This window comes from Streptomyces sp. WZ-12 (assembly GCF_028898845.1).
Taxonomy (GTDB): Bacteria; Actinomycetota; Actinomycetes; order Streptomycetales; family Streptomycetaceae; genus Streptomyces.
Window position 1 is genome coordinate 6,122,164 of sequence record NZ_CP118574.1, and the last position, 15,476, is coordinate 6,137,639.

Annotated in this window: 14 protein-coding genes and 1 pseudogene; 9 read left to right on the forward strand and 6 right to left on the reverse strand. The window is 73.2% G+C overall.

Features of this window, described 5'->3' with window-relative positions; all coding sequences use genetic code 11:
• Nucleotides 1–5 precede the first annotated feature (5 nt).
• The 5 genes from PV796_RS26440 to PV796_RS26460 all read left to right on the forward strand — a co-directional run bounded on the left by PV796_RS26440 (nt 6) and on the right by PV796_RS26460 (nt 4,074).
• Complete coding sequence (locus PV796_RS26440) at nt 6–464, forward strand: peroxiredoxin (protein ID WP_274915885.1); 459 nt, start codon at nt 6–8, stop codon at nt 462–464.
• 161 nt (nt 465–625) lie between these two features.
• The gene (locus tag PV796_RS26445; protein ID WP_274915886.1) at nt 626–1,201 is read left to right on the forward strand and encodes a TerD family protein; all 576 of its coding nucleotides are present in this window, start codon (nt 626–628) and stop codon (nt 1,199–1,201) included.
• A gap of 116 nt (nt 1,202–1,317) precedes the next feature.
• Nucleotides 1,318–1,893, forward strand: a complete 576-nt coding sequence (locus PV796_RS26450) for a TerD family protein (RefSeq protein ID WP_274915887.1) — start codon at nt 1,318–1,320, stop codon at nt 1,891–1,893.
• Nucleotides 1,894–2,102: 209 nt separating this feature from the next.
• Nucleotides 2,103–3,236, forward strand: coding sequence for a DUF475 domain-containing protein (locus tag PV796_RS26455; protein WP_274915888.1), 1,134 nt, complete (start codon nt 2,103–2,105; stop codon nt 3,234–3,236).
• 100 nt (nt 3,237–3,336) lie between these two features.
• Nucleotides 3,337–4,074: a TerD family protein gene (locus tag PV796_RS26460; RefSeq protein WP_274919250.1), complete on the forward strand. Its 738-nt coding sequence runs from the start codon at nt 3,337–3,339 to the stop codon at nt 4,072–4,074.
• Nucleotides 4,075–4,178: 104 nt separating this feature from the next.
• Here the strand turns inward: PV796_RS26460 and PV796_RS26465 are convergent, their stop codons facing one another.
• Nucleotides 4,179–5,261 carry a TerD family protein gene (locus tag PV796_RS26465; RefSeq protein WP_274915889.1) on the reverse strand — a complete coding sequence of 361 codons (1,083 nt, stop codon included), beginning with the start codon at nt 5,259–5,261 and terminating at the stop codon, nt 4,179–4,181.
• A gap of 205 nt (nt 5,262–5,466) precedes the next feature.
• Between PV796_RS26465 and PV796_RS26470 the strand changes: the two genes are divergently transcribed.
• The 4 genes and pseudogenes from PV796_RS26470 to PV796_RS26485 all read left to right on the forward strand — a co-directional run bounded on the left by PV796_RS26470 (nt 5,467) and on the right by PV796_RS26485 (nt 10,745).
• Complete coding sequence (locus PV796_RS26470) at nt 5,467–6,639, forward strand: HpcH/HpaI aldolase/citrate lyase family protein (RefSeq protein ID WP_274915890.1); 1,173 nt, start codon at nt 5,467–5,469, stop codon at nt 6,637–6,639.
• Between the two features lie 38 nt (nt 6,640–6,677).
• Nucleotides 6,678–9,134 (forward strand): phosphoribosyltransferase, encoded by a 2,457-nt coding sequence (locus tag PV796_RS26475; RefSeq protein ID WP_274915891.1) that lies wholly within the window; start codon nt 6,678–6,680, stop codon nt 9,132–9,134.
• Nucleotides 9,131–9,937: pseudogene (locus PV796_RS26480) on the forward strand (HAD family hydrolase); the annotation flags it as partial. The gene PV796_RS26475 and the pseudogene PV796_RS26480, both read left to right, overlap by 4 nt.
• A 196-nt stretch (nt 9,938–10,133) precedes the next feature.
• Nucleotides 10,134–10,745 (forward strand): O-methyltransferase, encoded by a 612-nt coding sequence (locus PV796_RS26485; protein ID WP_446750701.1) that lies wholly within the window; start codon nt 10,134–10,136, stop codon nt 10,743–10,745.
• 60 nt (nt 10,746–10,805) lie between these two features.
• Here PV796_RS26485 and PV796_RS26490 read toward each other — a convergent pair whose 3' ends face one another.
• The 5 genes from PV796_RS26490 to PV796_RS26510 form a co-directional block, all read right to left on the reverse strand.
• Nucleotides 10,806–11,027, reverse strand: coding sequence for an FmdB family zinc ribbon protein (locus PV796_RS26490; protein WP_274915893.1), 222 nt, complete (start codon nt 11,025–11,027; stop codon nt 10,806–10,808).
• A 92-nt stretch (nt 11,028–11,119) separates the two neighbouring features.
• On the reverse strand, nt 11,120–12,067 hold the full coding sequence (locus tag PV796_RS26495) for a sugar kinase (RefSeq protein WP_274915894.1): 948 nt from the start codon (nt 12,065–12,067) through the stop codon (nt 11,120–11,122).
• 252 nt (nt 12,068–12,319) lie between these two features.
• On the reverse strand, nt 12,320–13,468 hold the full coding sequence (dgoD, locus tag PV796_RS26500) for a galactonate dehydratase (protein WP_274919251.1): 1,149 nt from the start codon (nt 13,466–13,468) through the stop codon (nt 12,320–12,322).
• A gap of 211 nt (nt 13,469–13,679) precedes the next feature.
• The gene (locus tag PV796_RS26505) at nt 13,680–14,396 is read right to left on the reverse strand and encodes a FadR/GntR family transcriptional regulator (protein WP_274915895.1); all 717 of its coding nucleotides are present in this window, start codon (nt 14,394–14,396) and stop codon (nt 13,680–13,682) included.
• A 233-nt stretch (nt 14,397–14,629) separates the two neighbouring features.
• A complete protein-coding gene (locus tag PV796_RS26510; RefSeq protein ID WP_376567942.1) occupies nt 14,630–15,439 on the reverse strand; it encodes a DUF4383 domain-containing protein in 810 nt (269 codons plus the stop codon).
• Nucleotides 15,440–15,476 lie beyond the last annotated feature (37 nt).

Below are 15,476 nucleotides of genomic sequence, written 5' to 3' on the forward strand. Positions count from 1 at the left end.
GGCCCATGGCGATCGAGGTCGGCACCAAGGCTCCGGATTTCGAGCTCAAGAACCAGCACGGCGAGCTGGTCCGGCTCTCCGACTTCCGCAGTGCGAAGAACGTCGTCCTGCTCTTCTACCCGTTCGCCTTCACCGGCGTGTGCACCGGTGAGCTGTGCGCGCTCCGCGACGCACTGCCCAAGTTCGTCAACGACGACGTGCAGTTGCTGGCGGTCTCCAACGACTCGCCGTTCTCGCTGCGGATCTTCGCCGAGCAGGAGGGGCTGACCTACCCGCTGCTGTCGGACTTCTGGCCGCACGGCGAGGCGTCCAGGGCGTACGGCGTCTTCGACGACGAGAAGGGCTGCGCGGTCCGCGGCACCTTCGTCATCGACAAGGAGGGCGTGGTGCGCTGGACGGTCGTCAACGGCCTGCCGGACGCCCGCGACCTGAACGACTACGTCAGGGCGCTGGAAGCCCTCTAGGTGCGGCGGGGTGGTGCGTGGCGGTTCGACGGACGTGCGTGCGGGATCCGTTCGCGATATCTGCGCCCGGCGGGAACCCGTCACTAGGATCGGTTCGTTGATCCGATGCCATGCACGATGGGGGCGCACAGCACGTACCCCTCGAATTCACGGGAGGACTCGTGGGAGTCAGCCTCAGCAAGGGCGGCAACGTCTCGCTGACGAAGGAAGCCCCCAATCTGACCGCCATCCTCGTCGGTCTGGGCTGGGACGCGCGTACCACCACCGGTACCGACTTCGACCTGGACGCCAGCGCCCTGTTGACGAACGACCAGGGCAAGGTCGACAACGACCTCAACTTCGTCTTCTTCAACAACCTCAAGAGCCCGTGCGGTGCGGTCGAGCACACCGGCGACAACCTCACCGGTGAGGGCGAGGGCGACGACGAGGCGATCAAGGTGAACCTCGCCGGCGTTCCCGCCGACGTCCACAAGATCGTGTTCCCGGTGTCGATCTACGACGCCGAGACCCGTCAGCAGAGCTTCGGCCAGGTCCGCAACGCCTACATCCGCGTGGTCAACCAGGCCGACGGCAAGGAGCTGGCGCGCTACGACCTCAGCGAGGACGCCTCGACCGAGACCGCCATGGTCTTCGGCGAGCTGTACCGCAACGGCGCGGAGTGGAAGTTCCGTGCCATCGGCCAGGGTTACGCCTCCGGCCTGCGCGGCATCGCGCAGGACTTCGGCGTCAACGTCTGACCGCACGCGCGACTCGCGTCCGGCGCCGTACGCCCCCGTCCGGGGAGTGCGGCGCCGGGCGCGTTTGGCGGGGCGCCGGTGGTGCCCCGCACCGACACCGGGGAGGAAACCACACCATGAGCGTCACGCTCGCCAAGGGGGGCAACGTCTCCCTGTCCAAGGCCGCGCCGAACCTCACGCAGATCACCGTCGGCCTCGGCTGGGACGCGCGCTCCACCACGGGCGCACCGTTCGACCTCGACGCCAGCGCGCTGCTGTGCGGGTCCGGACGGGTGCTGGGCGACGAGTACTTCGTCTTCTACAACAACCTCAAGAGCCCGGAGGGGTCCGTCGAGCACACCGGTGACAACCTCACCGGCGACGGCGAGGGCGACGACGAGACGATCCTGATCGACCTCACCCAGGTCCCCGAGCAGGTGGACGCGATCGTCTTCCCGGTCTCGATCCACGAGGCCGATCTGCGCGGCCAGAGCTTCGGTCAGGTCAGCAACGCCTTCATCCGGGTCGTCAACCAGGCCGACGGCGGCGAGCTCGCCCGCTACGACCTCAGCGAGGACGCCGCCGGCGAGACCGCGATGATCTTCGGTGAGGTCTACCGCCGCAACGGCGAGTGGAAGTTCCGCGCCGTGGGCCAGGGTTACGCCTCCGGTCTGCGCGGCATCGCCCTGGACTTCGGGGTCAATGTGGAGTGAACGCGGTGCTCCCGATGTCGTCCCCCGCGCATCCGGACCCGGCGCGGGGGGTACCACGGAGCTGACCGGGCACGGACCTGCGGTTCTCCGGCCGGGCGGGGGCCGACCGCCCCGGCCGGGGGAGGGGAGCTCTAGACTTCGGTCAATGTTTCGCAAAGCGCCGCGCACTGGGCGCGGGGGACCCTCACAGCGAAGGATTGGGTAGGGCAGTGCTCCTGAAAACGTTTGGCTGGTCGTTCGCCATCACGGTGCTCGGCCTCGGCCTGGCGGGCGTTCTCTGGGGGTGGCAGGGCCTCGCGGTCGTGGGGATCCTCTCCATCCTGGAGATCTCGCTCTCGTTCGACAACGCGGTCATCAACGCAGGCATCCTGCGCAAGATGAACGCCTTCTGGCAGAAGATCTTCCTCACCATCGGCATCCTCGTCGCGGTGTTCGGCATGCGGCTGGTCTTCCCGGTCGTCATCGTCGCGGTCACCGCGAAGATGGGGCCCGTTGAGGCGGTCCAACTCGCCATCAACGACAAGGCGCACTACCAGGAACTGGTGACCAGCGCCCACCCGGCCATCGCGGCCTTCGGTGGCATCTTCCTGCTGATGATCTTCCTCGACTTCCTCTTCGAGGGCCGCGAGCACACCTGGCTGTCGTGGATCGAGAAGCCGCTCGCCCGGATCGGCAAGCTGGACACCCTCTCGATCATCGTCGCCCTGGCCGCCCTGCTGGTCAGCGCCCTGACGGTGGCGCCGCACGCGGCGCACGGCGGCGGGGACAAGACCGTCACGGTCCTCTTGGCAGGCATCGCGGGCCTGATCACCTATCTCGTCGTCGGCGGCGTCTCGGGCTACTTCGAGGGCCGCCTGGAGGACGACGAGACGGACGATGAGGACGGCGCGGAGCGGGCCGCGGTGGCCAAGAAGGGCGGCGGCTCCGTGGTGGGGCTGGCCGGCAAGGCGGCGTTCTTCATGTTCCTCTACCTGGAGGTCATCGACGCCTCGTTCTCCTTCGACGGCGTCATCGGCGCGTTCGCCATCACCAACGACATCTTCGAGATGGCGCTGGGCCTGGGCATCGGCGCGATGTACATCCGCTCGTTGACCGTCTTCCTGGTCCGCAAGGGGACGTTGGACGACTACGTCTACCTGGAGCACGGTGCGCACTACGCGATCGGCGCGCTGGGCGTCATCCTGCTCGTCACCATCCGGTACGAGGTCAACGAGGTCATCACCGGCCTGGTCGGTGTGGTGCTGATCGCGCTCTCCTTCGGCTCCTCGGTGCTGCGCAACCGGCGCGAGGGCAGGCCCGGACAGGACGTCCCGGCGCACCCGGAAGTGACGTCCCGAGTGTGACCGGCCTCTGAATGAGGAACGCTTTCTGCGGGGCGGCCACGGGGACACACCCAACGGCCGCCCCGCAGGGTTTATGGGCCACAACGATGGGGTGGGCAAGGTGTCGTTCCTGGGGAACTTGTGGCGCGGCAATGCGCCGCAGTTCGACGGCGGTGGCGCGTCGTACGTCGTCGAGCTGACGAAGCGGAATCCGGTCGTCTCACTGACGAAGCAGGGGGCGGCCGCCGGGCATCTGCGGGTCAACCTGAGCTGGCAGATGCGCACTTCGGACTTCGGTGAGCGCGCCGGGCAGCGCTCCGGGAGCCTGCTGCGCAATCCCGGCCGGCTGTTCCGGCCCGAGGTCGTCCAGGCGCAGGGCCAGGCCGTGGTCAACGTCGACCTGGACCTGGCCTGCATGTACGAGCTGAAGGACGGCTCCAAGGGCGTGGTGCAGCCGCTGGGCAACTTCCTCGGCGACCTCAACGCCCCGCCGTTCGTCAAGCTCAGCGGCGACGACCGGTTCGGCTCCGGTTCCGGCGAGACGCTCTACGTCAATCTCGACCACCGGGACGAGATCAAGCGGATGTTGATCTTCGTCTACATCTACGACGGCACCCCGGCGTTCGACCGCACGCACGCGGTGGTGACCCTCTACCCGAGCACCGGCCCGCGGGTCGAGGTCAAGTTGGACGAGCGGGCGCCGCAGGCCCGGTCCTGCGCCATCTTCATGCTGGAGAACGGCAAGGACGGCCTGACGGTGCGGCGCGAGGTGAAGTACGTCTACGGCTTCCAGGCCGAGCTCGACCGGCTCTACGGCTGGGGGCTCCAGTGGGGCCGGGGCTACAAGTCGCAGGTCTGAGCCGGGACTTCACGGCCGGCCCGCGCGCGGCGGGCGGCTGACGGACGGGGCGGCCGGGCCGCGGGGACGCGCGAGGCTCCCCTGGCCCGGCCGCCCCGCGTGCGTCAGCGGCGCTGGAACTGCGGCCCCTGGGGCGGCAGGACGAACGACGGGTCGGGGGCGAACGGCTGCGGCTGGGGCGGCGCCGGGTAGCCATAGGCGGGGACGGGCGGCTGCTGGGGCGGGTAGAGGGGCTGCGGCGGCGGGCCCGGGTAGCCGGCCGGTGGCTGGGACGGCGGGGGCGGGATGGTGGCCGGGTAGCCGTAGCCGCCGGTGGGCGCGGGCGGCAGCGGGGCGGCCGAGAACGGCTCCGGCATCCGGTCCGGGACGTGCTGGGTGACCGCCTCCGGGTCCGTGCGCGCACCGCCGGCCGGCGGTGCGCCGGCCTCCTCGGGCCAGGCGCCGGGCGGCGGCGAGACCGGGCCGGCCGGCGCGGGGCCGGCCGGGGCACCGTCCGCGGGGCGTTCGACCGCCGCGGTGGGGTCCGGCGGCTGCGCGGCGGACGCCTCAGGGGAGGGGGCCTCGGCGGCCGACGGGGCGGGGGCGGGCCGCTCGTCGTGGGCCGGGTCGGTACCGCCGGCCCCGTTCGTCTCACCGGCCCCGTCCGTGTCGTCCACCGAGATGCCGAACTCCGTTGCCAGGCCGACCAGTCCGCTCTCGTAGCCCTGCCCCAGGGCGCGGAACTTCCAGCCGTCGCCGCGCCGGTAGAGCTCCCCGCAGATCAGTGCGGTCTCCTCGCCCGTGTCGGGCACCACGTCGAAGACCGCGAGCGGCTCCGCGCCGTCCGCCGCCGCGTCGTAGAGCAGCACCCGTAGATCGCGCACCCCGGCGAACGGGCCGCCGTCGGAGGAGGCGGCGAGCACCAGCCGCGCCACCGACGCGTCGAGCGGCGTCAGTTCCGCCTCGATGGTGTCGGTCAGGGCGTCGGACAGCCGGGTCTTGGGCAGGTGCCGGACCAGGCCGCTGGGGTGCCGCGGCTGGTTGTAGAAGACGAAGTCCTCGTCGGAGCGCACGCGTCCGTCCGGCCCCACCAGCAGGGCCGAGGCGTCGACGTCCGGGACGCCGGCGCCCGGCGTCCAGCGCAGCACGGCCCGGACGGCCGTGGCGTTCAGGGGTACGTTCGACCCTTTCAGCATCGCGTGCGTCATGCCGCAATCCTGCCTTCCCGCCGGTGGCGGCCACAACGCGGGGGCCGGGCGTCACGCTTCCCCGATGTCCCTCGGCCCCCCGGTGTCACGGGGATTTCGGGCCGACGGGAACTTTCGAGCCCCCCACGCACGTACGATTACCGGCTGGATCCAGACAGCGGAACGCGGCGGGGGCGCCCGAGTGCCGCTTGATACGGGGAGTTGTATGCGGCATTTTGGGCACCTTGCGCCCGATCTCCGGAAGGCTCTGTTCCACAAGGAACCGGTGGAGTTCACGGCGGAGTCCCCGGCCGGCGTGCTCGCCACCGCCCTCGGCGCCACGCTCTACAGCCCCGCCACCCGCCCCCGCCTCGCCGACGACGTCCGCAAGCAGACCACCCGCGGCGTGACGTCCATGGTGCTGTGCCTGGAGGACGCCATCGGCGACGGCGACGTGGCGGCCGGCGAGGAGAACCTCGTCCGGCAGTTCGCCCTGCTCGACGAGGCCGCCGACGGCGGCGCGGACCTCCCCCTGCTCTTCATCCGCGTCCGCGCGCCGGCCCAAATACCCGACCTGGTGCGCCGGATGGGCCGGGCCGTGCGACGGTTGTCCGGATTCGTACTTCCCAAGTTCACCGCGGAGCACGGGCTGCCCTTCCTGGAGGCGCTGGCGGACGCCGAATCGCTCTGCGGGCGGCGGCTGTTCGCGATGCCGGTGCTGGAGTCCCCGCAACTGCTCCACCTGGAGAGCCGCGCCGCGACCCTGGCGGGCATCGCCCGCACCGTCGCCGGCTACCGCGACCGGGTGCTCGCCCTGCGCCTCGGCGTCACCGACTTCTGCTCCGCCTACGGCCTGCGCCGGGCCCCCGACATGACCGCCTACGACGTCCAGATCGTCGCCTCCGTGATCGCCGACGTGGTCAACGTCCTCGGCCGCGCGGACGGCACCGGCTTCACCGTCACCGGCCCGGTCTGGGAGTACTTCCGGCTGCACGAGCGGATGTTCAAGCCGCAGCTTCGCCGTAGCCCGTTCCTGGGCGAGGCCGAGGAACTGCGCTCCGACCTGATCGAGCACGACATGGACGGGCTGCTGCGCGAGATCGAACTGGACCGCGCCAACGGCCTGACCGGCAAGACCTGCATCCACCCCTCGCACGTCGCCCCCGTGCACGCCCTGTCGGTCGTCAGCCACGAGGAATACAGCGACGCCACCGACATCCTGCGGCCCGAGCGCGGCGCCGGCGGGGTGCTGCGCTCCTCCTACACCAACAAGATGAACGAGGTGAAGCCGCACCGCGCCTGGGCCGAGCGGACGCTGCTGCGCGCCGAGGCGTTCGGCGTGGCCCGCGAGGACGTCGGCTTCGTGGAGCTGTTGACCGCCAGCCTGACGCCGGCCTGAAGCCCGACGGCCCCCGACCCCCAGTGGAGAGCGACGGCATGAACGACGGTACGGACCCGACGACGGAGCGCGGCGCGCCCGAGGCGTGGAGCGGAGCGTGGGTCGCCGAGCGGCTCGGGGTCACCCTGAGCGGCGCGGACGCACTGCCCCGACTGCTTGGGCTGGCGCTGCGGCGCAACCCCAAGCGCGCCCACCTGCTGGTCTCCAACGTGCTCGGCAAGCACGTACCGCAGCGCCCGGAGGTGGTACACGGCGCCGGCGTCCAACTGGGCCGCCGGGTGCGCGCGTTGATCGGGGACGAGGAGGCCGCCCGCGCCGTCGTCCTCGGCTACGCCGAGACCGCCACCGGGCTCGGCCACTCGGTCGCCGACGGGCTGGCGCTCGCCCCCTACCTGCACTCCACCCGCCGCCCGGTGCCGGGCGTGCCGCGCGCCGCCGGCTTCGAGGAGGAGCACAGCCACGCCACCTCGCACCTGCTGCTCCCCGAGGACCGCACCCTGCTCTCCGGGGACGGCCCCCTGGTCCTCGTCGACGACGAGTTCTCCACCGGGCGCACGGTCCGCAACACCATCCGGGCGCTGCACGCCCACCACCCCCGGGAGCGTTACGTCATCGTCGCCCTGGTGGACATGCGCGCGGAGGCCGACCGCGAGGCGCTGGAGAAGTGCGCCGCCGACCTGGGCGCCCGCATCGACCTGGTCGCCCTGGCCGACGGCGGCGTCCACCTGCCCGACGGCGTCCTGGAGCGCGGCCGCGAACTGGTCGCCGCCCAGGAGGAGTTGACCCCGGCACCCAGGGGCGCGGCGGCCCGCCCGGAAGCGATACGCATCGACCTCGGCTGGCCCGCCGGGCTGCCCGACGGCGGCCGGCACGGCTTCACCCCGGCCCACCGCGCCGTCCTGGAGGAGCACCTGCCCGCCATGGCCGCCCGCATAGCGACGCGCCTCGACGGCGCCCGCCGCGTCCTCGTCCTCGGCAACGAGGAGTTGATGTACGCCCCGCTGCGGCTGGCCGGAGCCCTGGACACGCACCTCGCCCCGGCCGGCGGCACGGTCCGCTTCTCCACCACCACCCGCTCCCCGGTCCTCGCCGTGGACGACCCCGGCTACGCGATCCGCACCCGGCTGACCTTCCCCGCCCACGACCGCCCGGCGGACGGCCCGGGGGAGCGCTACGCCTACAACGTCGCCCCCGGCAGCGACCCGGCGCGCCGCTTCGACGCCGTCGTCGCGGTCGTCGACTCCGCCGGCGACCGCCCCGAACTCCACGCCCCCGGCGGCCTGCTCGCCCAACTCGCCTGCCACACCGACCGGTTGCTGCTCGCCGTCGTCCCCGCCCACACCCCGCCCGCCGCCCTCCCCGGCCCGCTGCGCGGCCCCGCGTTCTCCTCCTACGCCCCCGACGAGATCGGCTGGCTGCTCAAGGACCTCTCCAGGGTCACCCTGGAGACGCCCACCGAGGAGCGCGAGGAGGCGATCCAGCGCGGCGGCGCCCACTACGCGGAGTCGCTGGCGGTCGAGTACCAACCCAGCGCGGAATACCAGGAGTTGTTCCGCAGCGCGCTGCGGACCGGCGCCGGCCGGATGGCGCGCGCCGTCGGCACCGTGACCGAGACGGTGCTCGGCGAACGGGGCCCGAACCCGGTCCTGGTCTCCCTGGCCCGTGCCGGCACCCCCGTCGGCATCCTGATGCGCCGCTGGGCCCGCCAGCACCACGGCCTGGAGCTGCCGCACTACGCCGTCTCCATCGTCCGCGGCCGCGGCATCGACCCCACCGCCCTGCGCTGGCTCGCCGCCCACCACGACCCGGCGGACGTGGTGTTCGTCGACGGCTGGACGGGCAAGGGCGCCATCACGTGCGAACTGACCGCGGCGCTCGCCGACTTCCCCGGCTTCGACCCGCGCCTGGCGGTCCTCGCCGACCCCGGCGGCTGCGTGTCCACCTACGGCACCCGCGACGACTTCCTGATCCCGTCCGCCTGCCTGAACTCCACCGTCTCCGGGCTGGTCTCGCGCACCGTGCTGCGCGCCGACCTGATCGGCCCGGACGACTTCCACGGCGCCAAGTTCTACCGCGAACTGGCCGGCGGCGACCTGTCCGCGGAGTTCCTGGACACCGTCACCGCCCACTTCGACGCGGTCGCGGGCGAGGCCGTCGCCGACGCGCGGGCACTGGCCGCCGCCGACCGCACCCCCACCTGGGCGGGCTGGGCGGCCGTCGAGCGGATCAGCGCGGAGTACGCCATCGACGACATCAACCTCGTCAAGCCCGGCGTCGGCGAGACCACCCGGGTGCTGCTGCGCCGGGTCCCCTGGCGGATCCTCGCCCGCCGCGGCGCCGGCGCCGACCTCGACCACGTCCGGCTGCTGGCCGACCAGCGCGGCGTGCCCATCGAGGAGGTCGACGAACTCCCGTACACCTGCGTCGGGTTGATTCACCCCCGCTACACCCGCGCGGCCACCGGCGCCGACGGCACGGCGGTGGCCGGCCGATGACCACGCCCGCCCCGCTGGTCGCCAGCGACCTCGACCGCACGCTCATCTACTCGGCCGCCGCGCTGCACCTCACCGGACCCGACGAGGCCGCCCCCCGGCTGCTCTGCGTCGAGGTCTACGAGGGCCGGCCGCTCTCCTACCTCACCGAGACGGCCGCCGCGCTGCTGACCGAACTGGCCGGCCGTGCCACCTTCGTCCCGGCCACCACCCGCACCCGCGCCCAATACGGGCGCATCCGACTCCCCGGCCCGCCACCGGAGTTCGCGGTCTGCGCCAACGGCGGCCACCTGCTCGTCCAGGGCGTCTCCGACCCCGACTGGCAGCGCACCGTCACCGACCGGCTCGCGGCCCACTGCGCCCCGTTGGACGAGATCGACGCCCACCTGGCCCGCACCACCGACCCGGTGTGGCTGCGCAGCCGACGCACCGCCGAGGACCTCTTCGCCTACCTCGTCGTGGAGCGCCCGCTGCTGCCGGCCGACTGGGTCGCCGACCTGACCGCGTGGGCGCGGACGCGCGGTTGGACGGTCTCCCTCCAGGGCCGCAAGCTCTACGTCGTGCCTCGCCCGCTCACCAAGAGCGCCGCGGTCGCCGAGGTGGCCCGCCGCACCGGCGCGACCGGGTTCCTGGGCGCCGGCGATTCGCTGCTCGACACCGACCTGTTGCTGGCCGCGGACCGCGGGTGGCGGCCGGGGCACGGCGAGTTGGCGGACACCGACTGGGGCGCGCCGCACGTCACGGCGCTCGCCGAGCGGGGCGTGGCCGCGGGGGAGGCGATCGTGCGGGCGATGGTGGGCGCCGTCGGGGGGGGCGCTGACGGGCGCGGGGGAGCGGGACCGCCGGCGGGGTGCGCGTCCACGCGCCGTTGTGCGCCGTCGGCGGGCCGGAGCGTGGCGGCTGACAGGGCGCGGGGGCCGGTCGTAGGCTGCCCGCGATCGGGAGGAGAGCACCTTGGCCGAGCCCAAGAACACCCCGCTGACGCCGGAGTTGTACGCCTACATGCTGGCGCACAACCCGCCGCTGGACCCCGCCCTGGAGGAGCTCGCGGACCGCACCCGCGAGCGGTTCCCCACCGCGGCGGGCATGCTGTCGGCCCCCGAACAGGCGCTGCTGCTGGCGTTCCTGATCCGGCTGACCGGGGCCCACCACGTGGTCGAGGTGGGCACCTTCACCGGCTTCGCGACGCTCGCCATGGCCCGGGCGCTGCCCGCCGACGGCACGCTGATCGCCTGCGACGTCTCCGAGGAGTGGACCGCGTACGGCCGGGAAGCCTGGGCGAAGGCCGGGGTCGCGGACCGCATCGAGCTGCGGATCGCACCGGCACTGGAGACCCTGCGCGCGATGCCGCCCGAACCCCACATCGACCTGGCCTACCTCGACGCCGACAAGGACGGCTACCTCGGCTACTGGGAGGAGCTGGTGCCGCGGCTGCGCCCCGGCGGCCTGCTCGTCGCCGACAACGTCCTGTTCCACGGCCGGGTCACCGACCCCGCGACCACCGGACCGGCCCTGGCCATCCGGGAGTTCAACGACCACGTGCGCGCGGACGCCCGGATGGAGGCGGTGCTGCTCCCCGTGGCGGACGGGGTGACGTTGGCCCGCAGGCGGTAGGGCGACGACGGCCGAGGGGCCGGGGCCCGTGACCGTGGTGCGGCGGCCGGCGGCCGGTGTTCAGCCGCAGCAGCCGCCCCCGCAGCAGCCGCCACCCCCGCCGCCCGGCGCGGCGGACGGGCCGGGGGCGGACGCGGTCCCGCCGACGGCGACGGTGGACAGCAGCTTCACGGTGTCCTGGTGGCCCTCCGGGCAGGCCGCCGGGGCGGACGACTCGGCCATCGGCCGGTTCAGCTCGAAGGTGGTCCCACAGGGGCGGCAGCGGTATTCGTAACGGGGCATGGGCACAGGGTATGGCTTCGCCGTGGAGCCCCGCCCCGCCGTCCGCCCCGCCGGCCGGGCCGGAGCGGTACGGGGCGGACCGCGGCCGGTGCTCAGCGCACGACCGTGCCCGGCGGCGCGGCCAGCAGGTCCAGCTCCGCGCGGGTCGGCGCGCCCTCCCAGTCGCCCGGGGAGGCGGCCGCGAACGCCCCGGTGGTGACCGCCCGCGCCAGCCGCCCGGCGGCGTCCGCGCCGTCCAGCAGCGCCGAGAGGTAGCCGGCCACGAAGGCGTCGCCGGCGCCCACCGGGTCCACCGCCCGTACCGGCACGGCGGGTTGGTGGCGGGGGTCGCCGTCGCCGGTATACGCCGTCGCACCGTCCGCGCCGCGCGTCACCACGACCTCGCGGACGCCGGCGGCCAACAGCCGGGCCGGCGGCGGGCCTTCGGGGTGGCGTCCGGCCGCCGGTAGGCACAGCGGCAGCTCGTCCTCGGAGGCGATCAGCACGTCCACGAAGGGGAGCCAGTCGCGCAGCACGTCGGCGGCCTCGGCGGCGCTCCACAGTCGGGCGCGGAAGTTGACGTCCAGGCAGACGAGCGTGGCGTGCCGGCGGGCCAGGTCGAGGGCGAGGTTGGCGCTTGCGCGGGCCGTGGGCCCCAGTGCCGGGGTGATGCCGGTCAGGTGCAGCACCCGGGGCGGCGCCGCGGCGAAGGCCCGCTCGACGGCGGCCGCCGAGGGGCGCGAACCGGCCGACCCCGCGCGGTAGTAGTGGACCCGGGTCAGCTCCGGCAGCCGCGGCTCGAAGAGGAGCAGTCCGGTGGGCGCGTCCGGGTCGACGGTGGCGCCGGACACCTCGACGCCCTCGGCCCGCAGCGTCCGCAGCACCAGTTCCCCCGCCTCGTCCGCGCCGACCGCGCCCGTCCACCGGACACGATGGCCCAACCGGGCCAGGCCGATCGCCACGTTGCTCTCCGCGCCGGCGACCGAGACCCGCATCGTGCCGCCCAGCTTCAGCGGGCCGCTGCCGCGCAGCGCCACCATGGTCTCCCCGAAGGTGAGCACGTCCCCGTCAACGGGCGGCGAGGGCGGCAGGGGTGGTGCGGGCGGTGCGGATGGTGTGGGTGGTGTGGATGGTGTCGTTATGCCGCCCTGTGCGTTGGTTCCTGCGCCGCCCGCCACCCGCTCGCCTGCCACGTGCCCTCCCCTGGGTGTTGCTTCTCCGCGTGCCGGCCCGCGCCCCGATGGACGACCGGGAAACCTCGCGCCCCTCCCATCACTTCTTCCCTCCCCGTCCCCTTCTCCTCACTCTTCCCCTCACCATTCGGCGAACGAACCGTCCTCGTGCCGCCAGACCGGGTTCCGCCAGGCGTGCCCGCCCGCCGCGTCGGCCGCCCGGACGGCGGCCTCGTCCACCTCCACCCCGAGCCCCGGACGGTCGGTCCGCAGCAGCGCCCCGCGGTCGAAGCGGAACGGCGCGGGATCGACGACGTAGTCCAGCAGCTCGGCGTCCCGGTTGTAGTGGATCCCCAGGGACTGTTCCTGGATGAGGAAGTTCGGGGTGGTGAAGGCGACTTGGAGGCTGGCGGCGAGGGCGAGGGGCCCGAGCGGGCAGTGCGGGGCGAGCAGCGCCCCGTAGGGCTCCGCAAGGGCGGCGATCCGACGCAGCTCCGAGATCCCGCCGGCGTGCGACACATCGGGCTGTACGACGGCGACGCCGGCCTGGAGCGGGACCAGGAACTCACGGCGGGTGTAGAGACGTTCACCCAGTGCGAGCGGAACGCCGGACGCCGCCACGAGGCCGGGGAGGGCGGCCACGTGCTCGGGGAGGACGGGCTCCTCGACGAACAGCGGGGCGGACTCCGCCAGCAACGGCAGCAGCCTGCGGGCATTGGAGGGGGTGACGCGACCATGGAAGTCCAGGGCGAAGTCCCGGTCCTCACCGAGGACTTCACGGGCGGTCTCGGCGCGCCGCAGACAGTCGCGCACCTCGGCGCGGGTCGCCAACGGGGACATCCGCCCGCAGCCGTTCATCTTCACGGCGCTGAAGCCCGCCTCGACCTGCGCGGTCACCGCGTCCCGGATCTGCGCCGGCTCGTCGCCGCCGACCCAGGCATAGGCCCGCACCCGGTCGCGGACCGGCCCGCCCAGCAACTGGTGCACGGCCAGCCCGCATTGCTTCCCCTTGATGTCCCACAGCGCCTGGTCCAGACCGGCGACGGCGGAGGAGAGCACCGGGCCGCCCCGGTAGAAGCCGCCTTTCGTCAGCACCTGCCAGTGATCCTCGATGCGCGCCGGATCCCGCCCGAGGAGGTACTCCGCCAGCACCGCCACCGCCGCCCGGACCGGCTCCGCCCGCCCCTCGACCACGGGCTCGCCCCAACCCACCACCCCCTGGTCGGTCTCCATCCGCACGAACAGCCAGCGCGGCGGCGCGAGAAAGGTCTCGATACGGCTGATCTTCATGGGTCGGGCCATGACGCGGCGACCGTCCTTCCAGCGAGGAGAGGCGAGGGGAGAGGGGGGACCGTGGGATGTGGAGTGCGTTCCCCTGTGGTCTACCCATGCCGCTCGGCGGCACCTGCCGTTGTGAGACCGGAACCGGAACCGGGGCTGGTTCCGGGGCCGAGTGCGAGTACGTGTGCAGGTGCGAGTACGGGCACGGGTACGAGTGCGCTCAAGGATGCTCGCGCGCCGACTTGTCGAGCAGCTCCAGCATCGCCATGTACGCGCCGTCCAGATCCCGGTCGCGCACCGCCTCGGCCACCGCCGCGTGCACGGGGTGCGGGTGCGCGAAGGCGCCGCCGGACGCGTACACCTCCCGGCCGCGCTGGATGATCACGGGCACGATCACCCGGTGCATCTGCGCGTAGAAGCGGTTGTTGGACGCGAGCAGCAGCGCGGTGTGGAAGGAGGCGTCGGCGCGGACCAGCAGTACCGGGTCGTCCTCGGTCGCGGACATCGCGCTGAGCGCGGCGTTGAGGGCTTCGAGGTCGTCGTCGGTGCGGCGCTCCGCGGCCAGCGCGGCCGCCGCGGGCTCGATCGACCGGCGGAGTTCGAGCATGTCGGCGTAGAAGTCGGACGAGGCGCCGGCGGCCAACTTCCAGCGCAGCACGTCGGAATCGAGGAGGTTCCACTCCTCCCGGGGGCGGACGTACGTGCCGTGGTTCTGCCGGGTGGCGAGCAGCCCCTTGGTGGCCAGCACCTTCACCGCCTCGCGCAGCACGGTCTGGCTGACGCCCAGCTCCGCCATCACCTTCTGGAGGGCGAGCACGTCCCCCTCACCGTAGGTGCCGGTGACGATCCGTTGGGCGAGCGCCTCGACGGCCGCCCCGTGCTGCCCGTGCCCCGCGTACGAGCCGGGATTCCCCAACTGCCCCATCGTTGCTCCCATGTACCGGGTGGTGAGGTGCGGCGGCGGGCCGGAGCGCCGGGGGTTTCGGGGCGGCGCTGCGGTAGTTGGCGAGCGGTGGGGCGGGGAGTGCGCTCCGCCGTCCGCCGCCGGTCGCCCGCCGGCCCGGTTCCCGCGGACGTCACGCCACGGCGCACCGCACGCCCACCCCGTACGCCTGCCGATAGACATCCCGCCACGCCCCGGAGCCCGGCGCCGGCCGGAGCCCGTTGCCGTCACAGCTCCCCGGTGCTGCCGGCCGGCGGCGCACCACCGGCACCGCCACTGCCGCCCGGCCCCGCCCCGGAGCCCGCCGCGCCCTTCTCGGCTGTGCCGGCCTCGGCGTGCGCGCCCGTGGTGTGCCGCTGACGCGGGCCGGTGACGCTCGTACCGGGCCCGAGCGAGCCCATGCCGCCGTGCCAGGCGCCCTGCATCCGCACCCGCGCCGACTGCCGTCCCGCGGTCATCCCGGACACCGGGTGCAACTGCCCGCTCTCGAACCGCTCGGCCTCCTCCGGGTGCCGGGCGCGCCAGTACGGGTTGTCGTGCGACAGCCCGCCGCTGACCCGCCCGTACATCCCGAACACCAGCAGGAGCAGCCCCACCACGAAGCTGAAGTAGACGTTCTGGATCTTGAAGGCGAGGAAGTTGGAGTCGGTCTGGAGCAGCCCCAGGTTCACGAAGCCGCTCAACAGGAAGAGCCCGCCGAGCACGACGTTGAGGGTGGAGGCGAAGTTCCCGCCGATCGTCATGCCGACGATGAGCAGCGCGCCGATGGCGATCGAGAGCACGCTGAGCGAGCCGTTGGTGTTCAGCCCGGCCACGGTCGCGCCGCCGGTGTCGAAGAACCCGATGTTGTGGGTCAGGCCGAGGACGCCGAACGCGACCAGCACCAGCCCCATCAGCCCGGCGCCGACGCGGTAGACCTGGTTCAGCCGATGATCCACCGGTAGGTGCTTGTTGAACTGGGCGCGGCGCTTCGTGAACCGATTGAGGGGGTTCGTGGGCCTGTGCAGCGTGTGGCCTGTTGCACCGGTAGCAGCCATGTCCGGCCTCCCTTGCGCAGATGAGCCGCCTGGGCCG

Excerpts from the sequence above, each read along its gene's own strand:
- PV796_RS26440 (WP_274915885.1), top strand. The coding sequence starts at position 6 with ATGGCGATCGAGGTCGGCACCAAGGCTCCGGATTTCGAGCTCAAGAAC.
- PV796_RS26450 (WP_274915887.1), top strand. The coding sequence starts at position 1,318 with ATGAGCGTCACGCTCGCCAAGGGGGGCAACGTCTCCCTGTCCAAGGCC.
- PV796_RS26465 (WP_274915889.1), bottom strand. The coding sequence starts at position 5,261 with ATGACGCACGCGATGCTGAAAGGGTCGAACGTACCCCTGAACGCCACG.
- PV796_RS26470 (WP_274915890.1), top strand. The coding sequence starts at position 5,467 with ATGCGGCATTTTGGGCACCTTGCGCCCGATCTCCGGAAGGCTCTGTTC.
- PV796_RS26475 (WP_274915891.1), top strand. The coding sequence starts at position 6,678 with ATGAACGACGGTACGGACCCGACGACGGAGCGCGGCGCGCCCGAGGCG.
- PV796_RS26485 (WP_446750701.1), top strand. The coding sequence starts at position 10,134 with ATGCTGGCGCACAACCCGCCGCTGGACCCCGCCCTGGAGGAGCTCGCG.
- PV796_RS26490 (WP_274915893.1), bottom strand. The coding sequence starts at position 11,027 with ATGCCCCGTTACGAATACCGCTGCCGCCCCTGTGGGACCACCTTCGAG.
- dgoD (WP_274919251.1), bottom strand. The coding sequence starts at position 13,468 with ATGAAGATCAGCCGTATCGAGACCTTTCTCGCGCCGCCGCGCTGGCTG.
- PV796_RS26505 (WP_274915895.1), bottom strand. The coding sequence starts at position 14,396 with ATGGGAGCAACGATGGGGCAGTTGGGGAATCCCGGCTCGTACGCGGGG.
- PV796_RS26510 (WP_376567942.1), bottom strand. The coding sequence starts at position 15,439 with ATGGCTGCTACCGGTGCAACAGGCCACACGCTGCACAGGCCCACGAAC.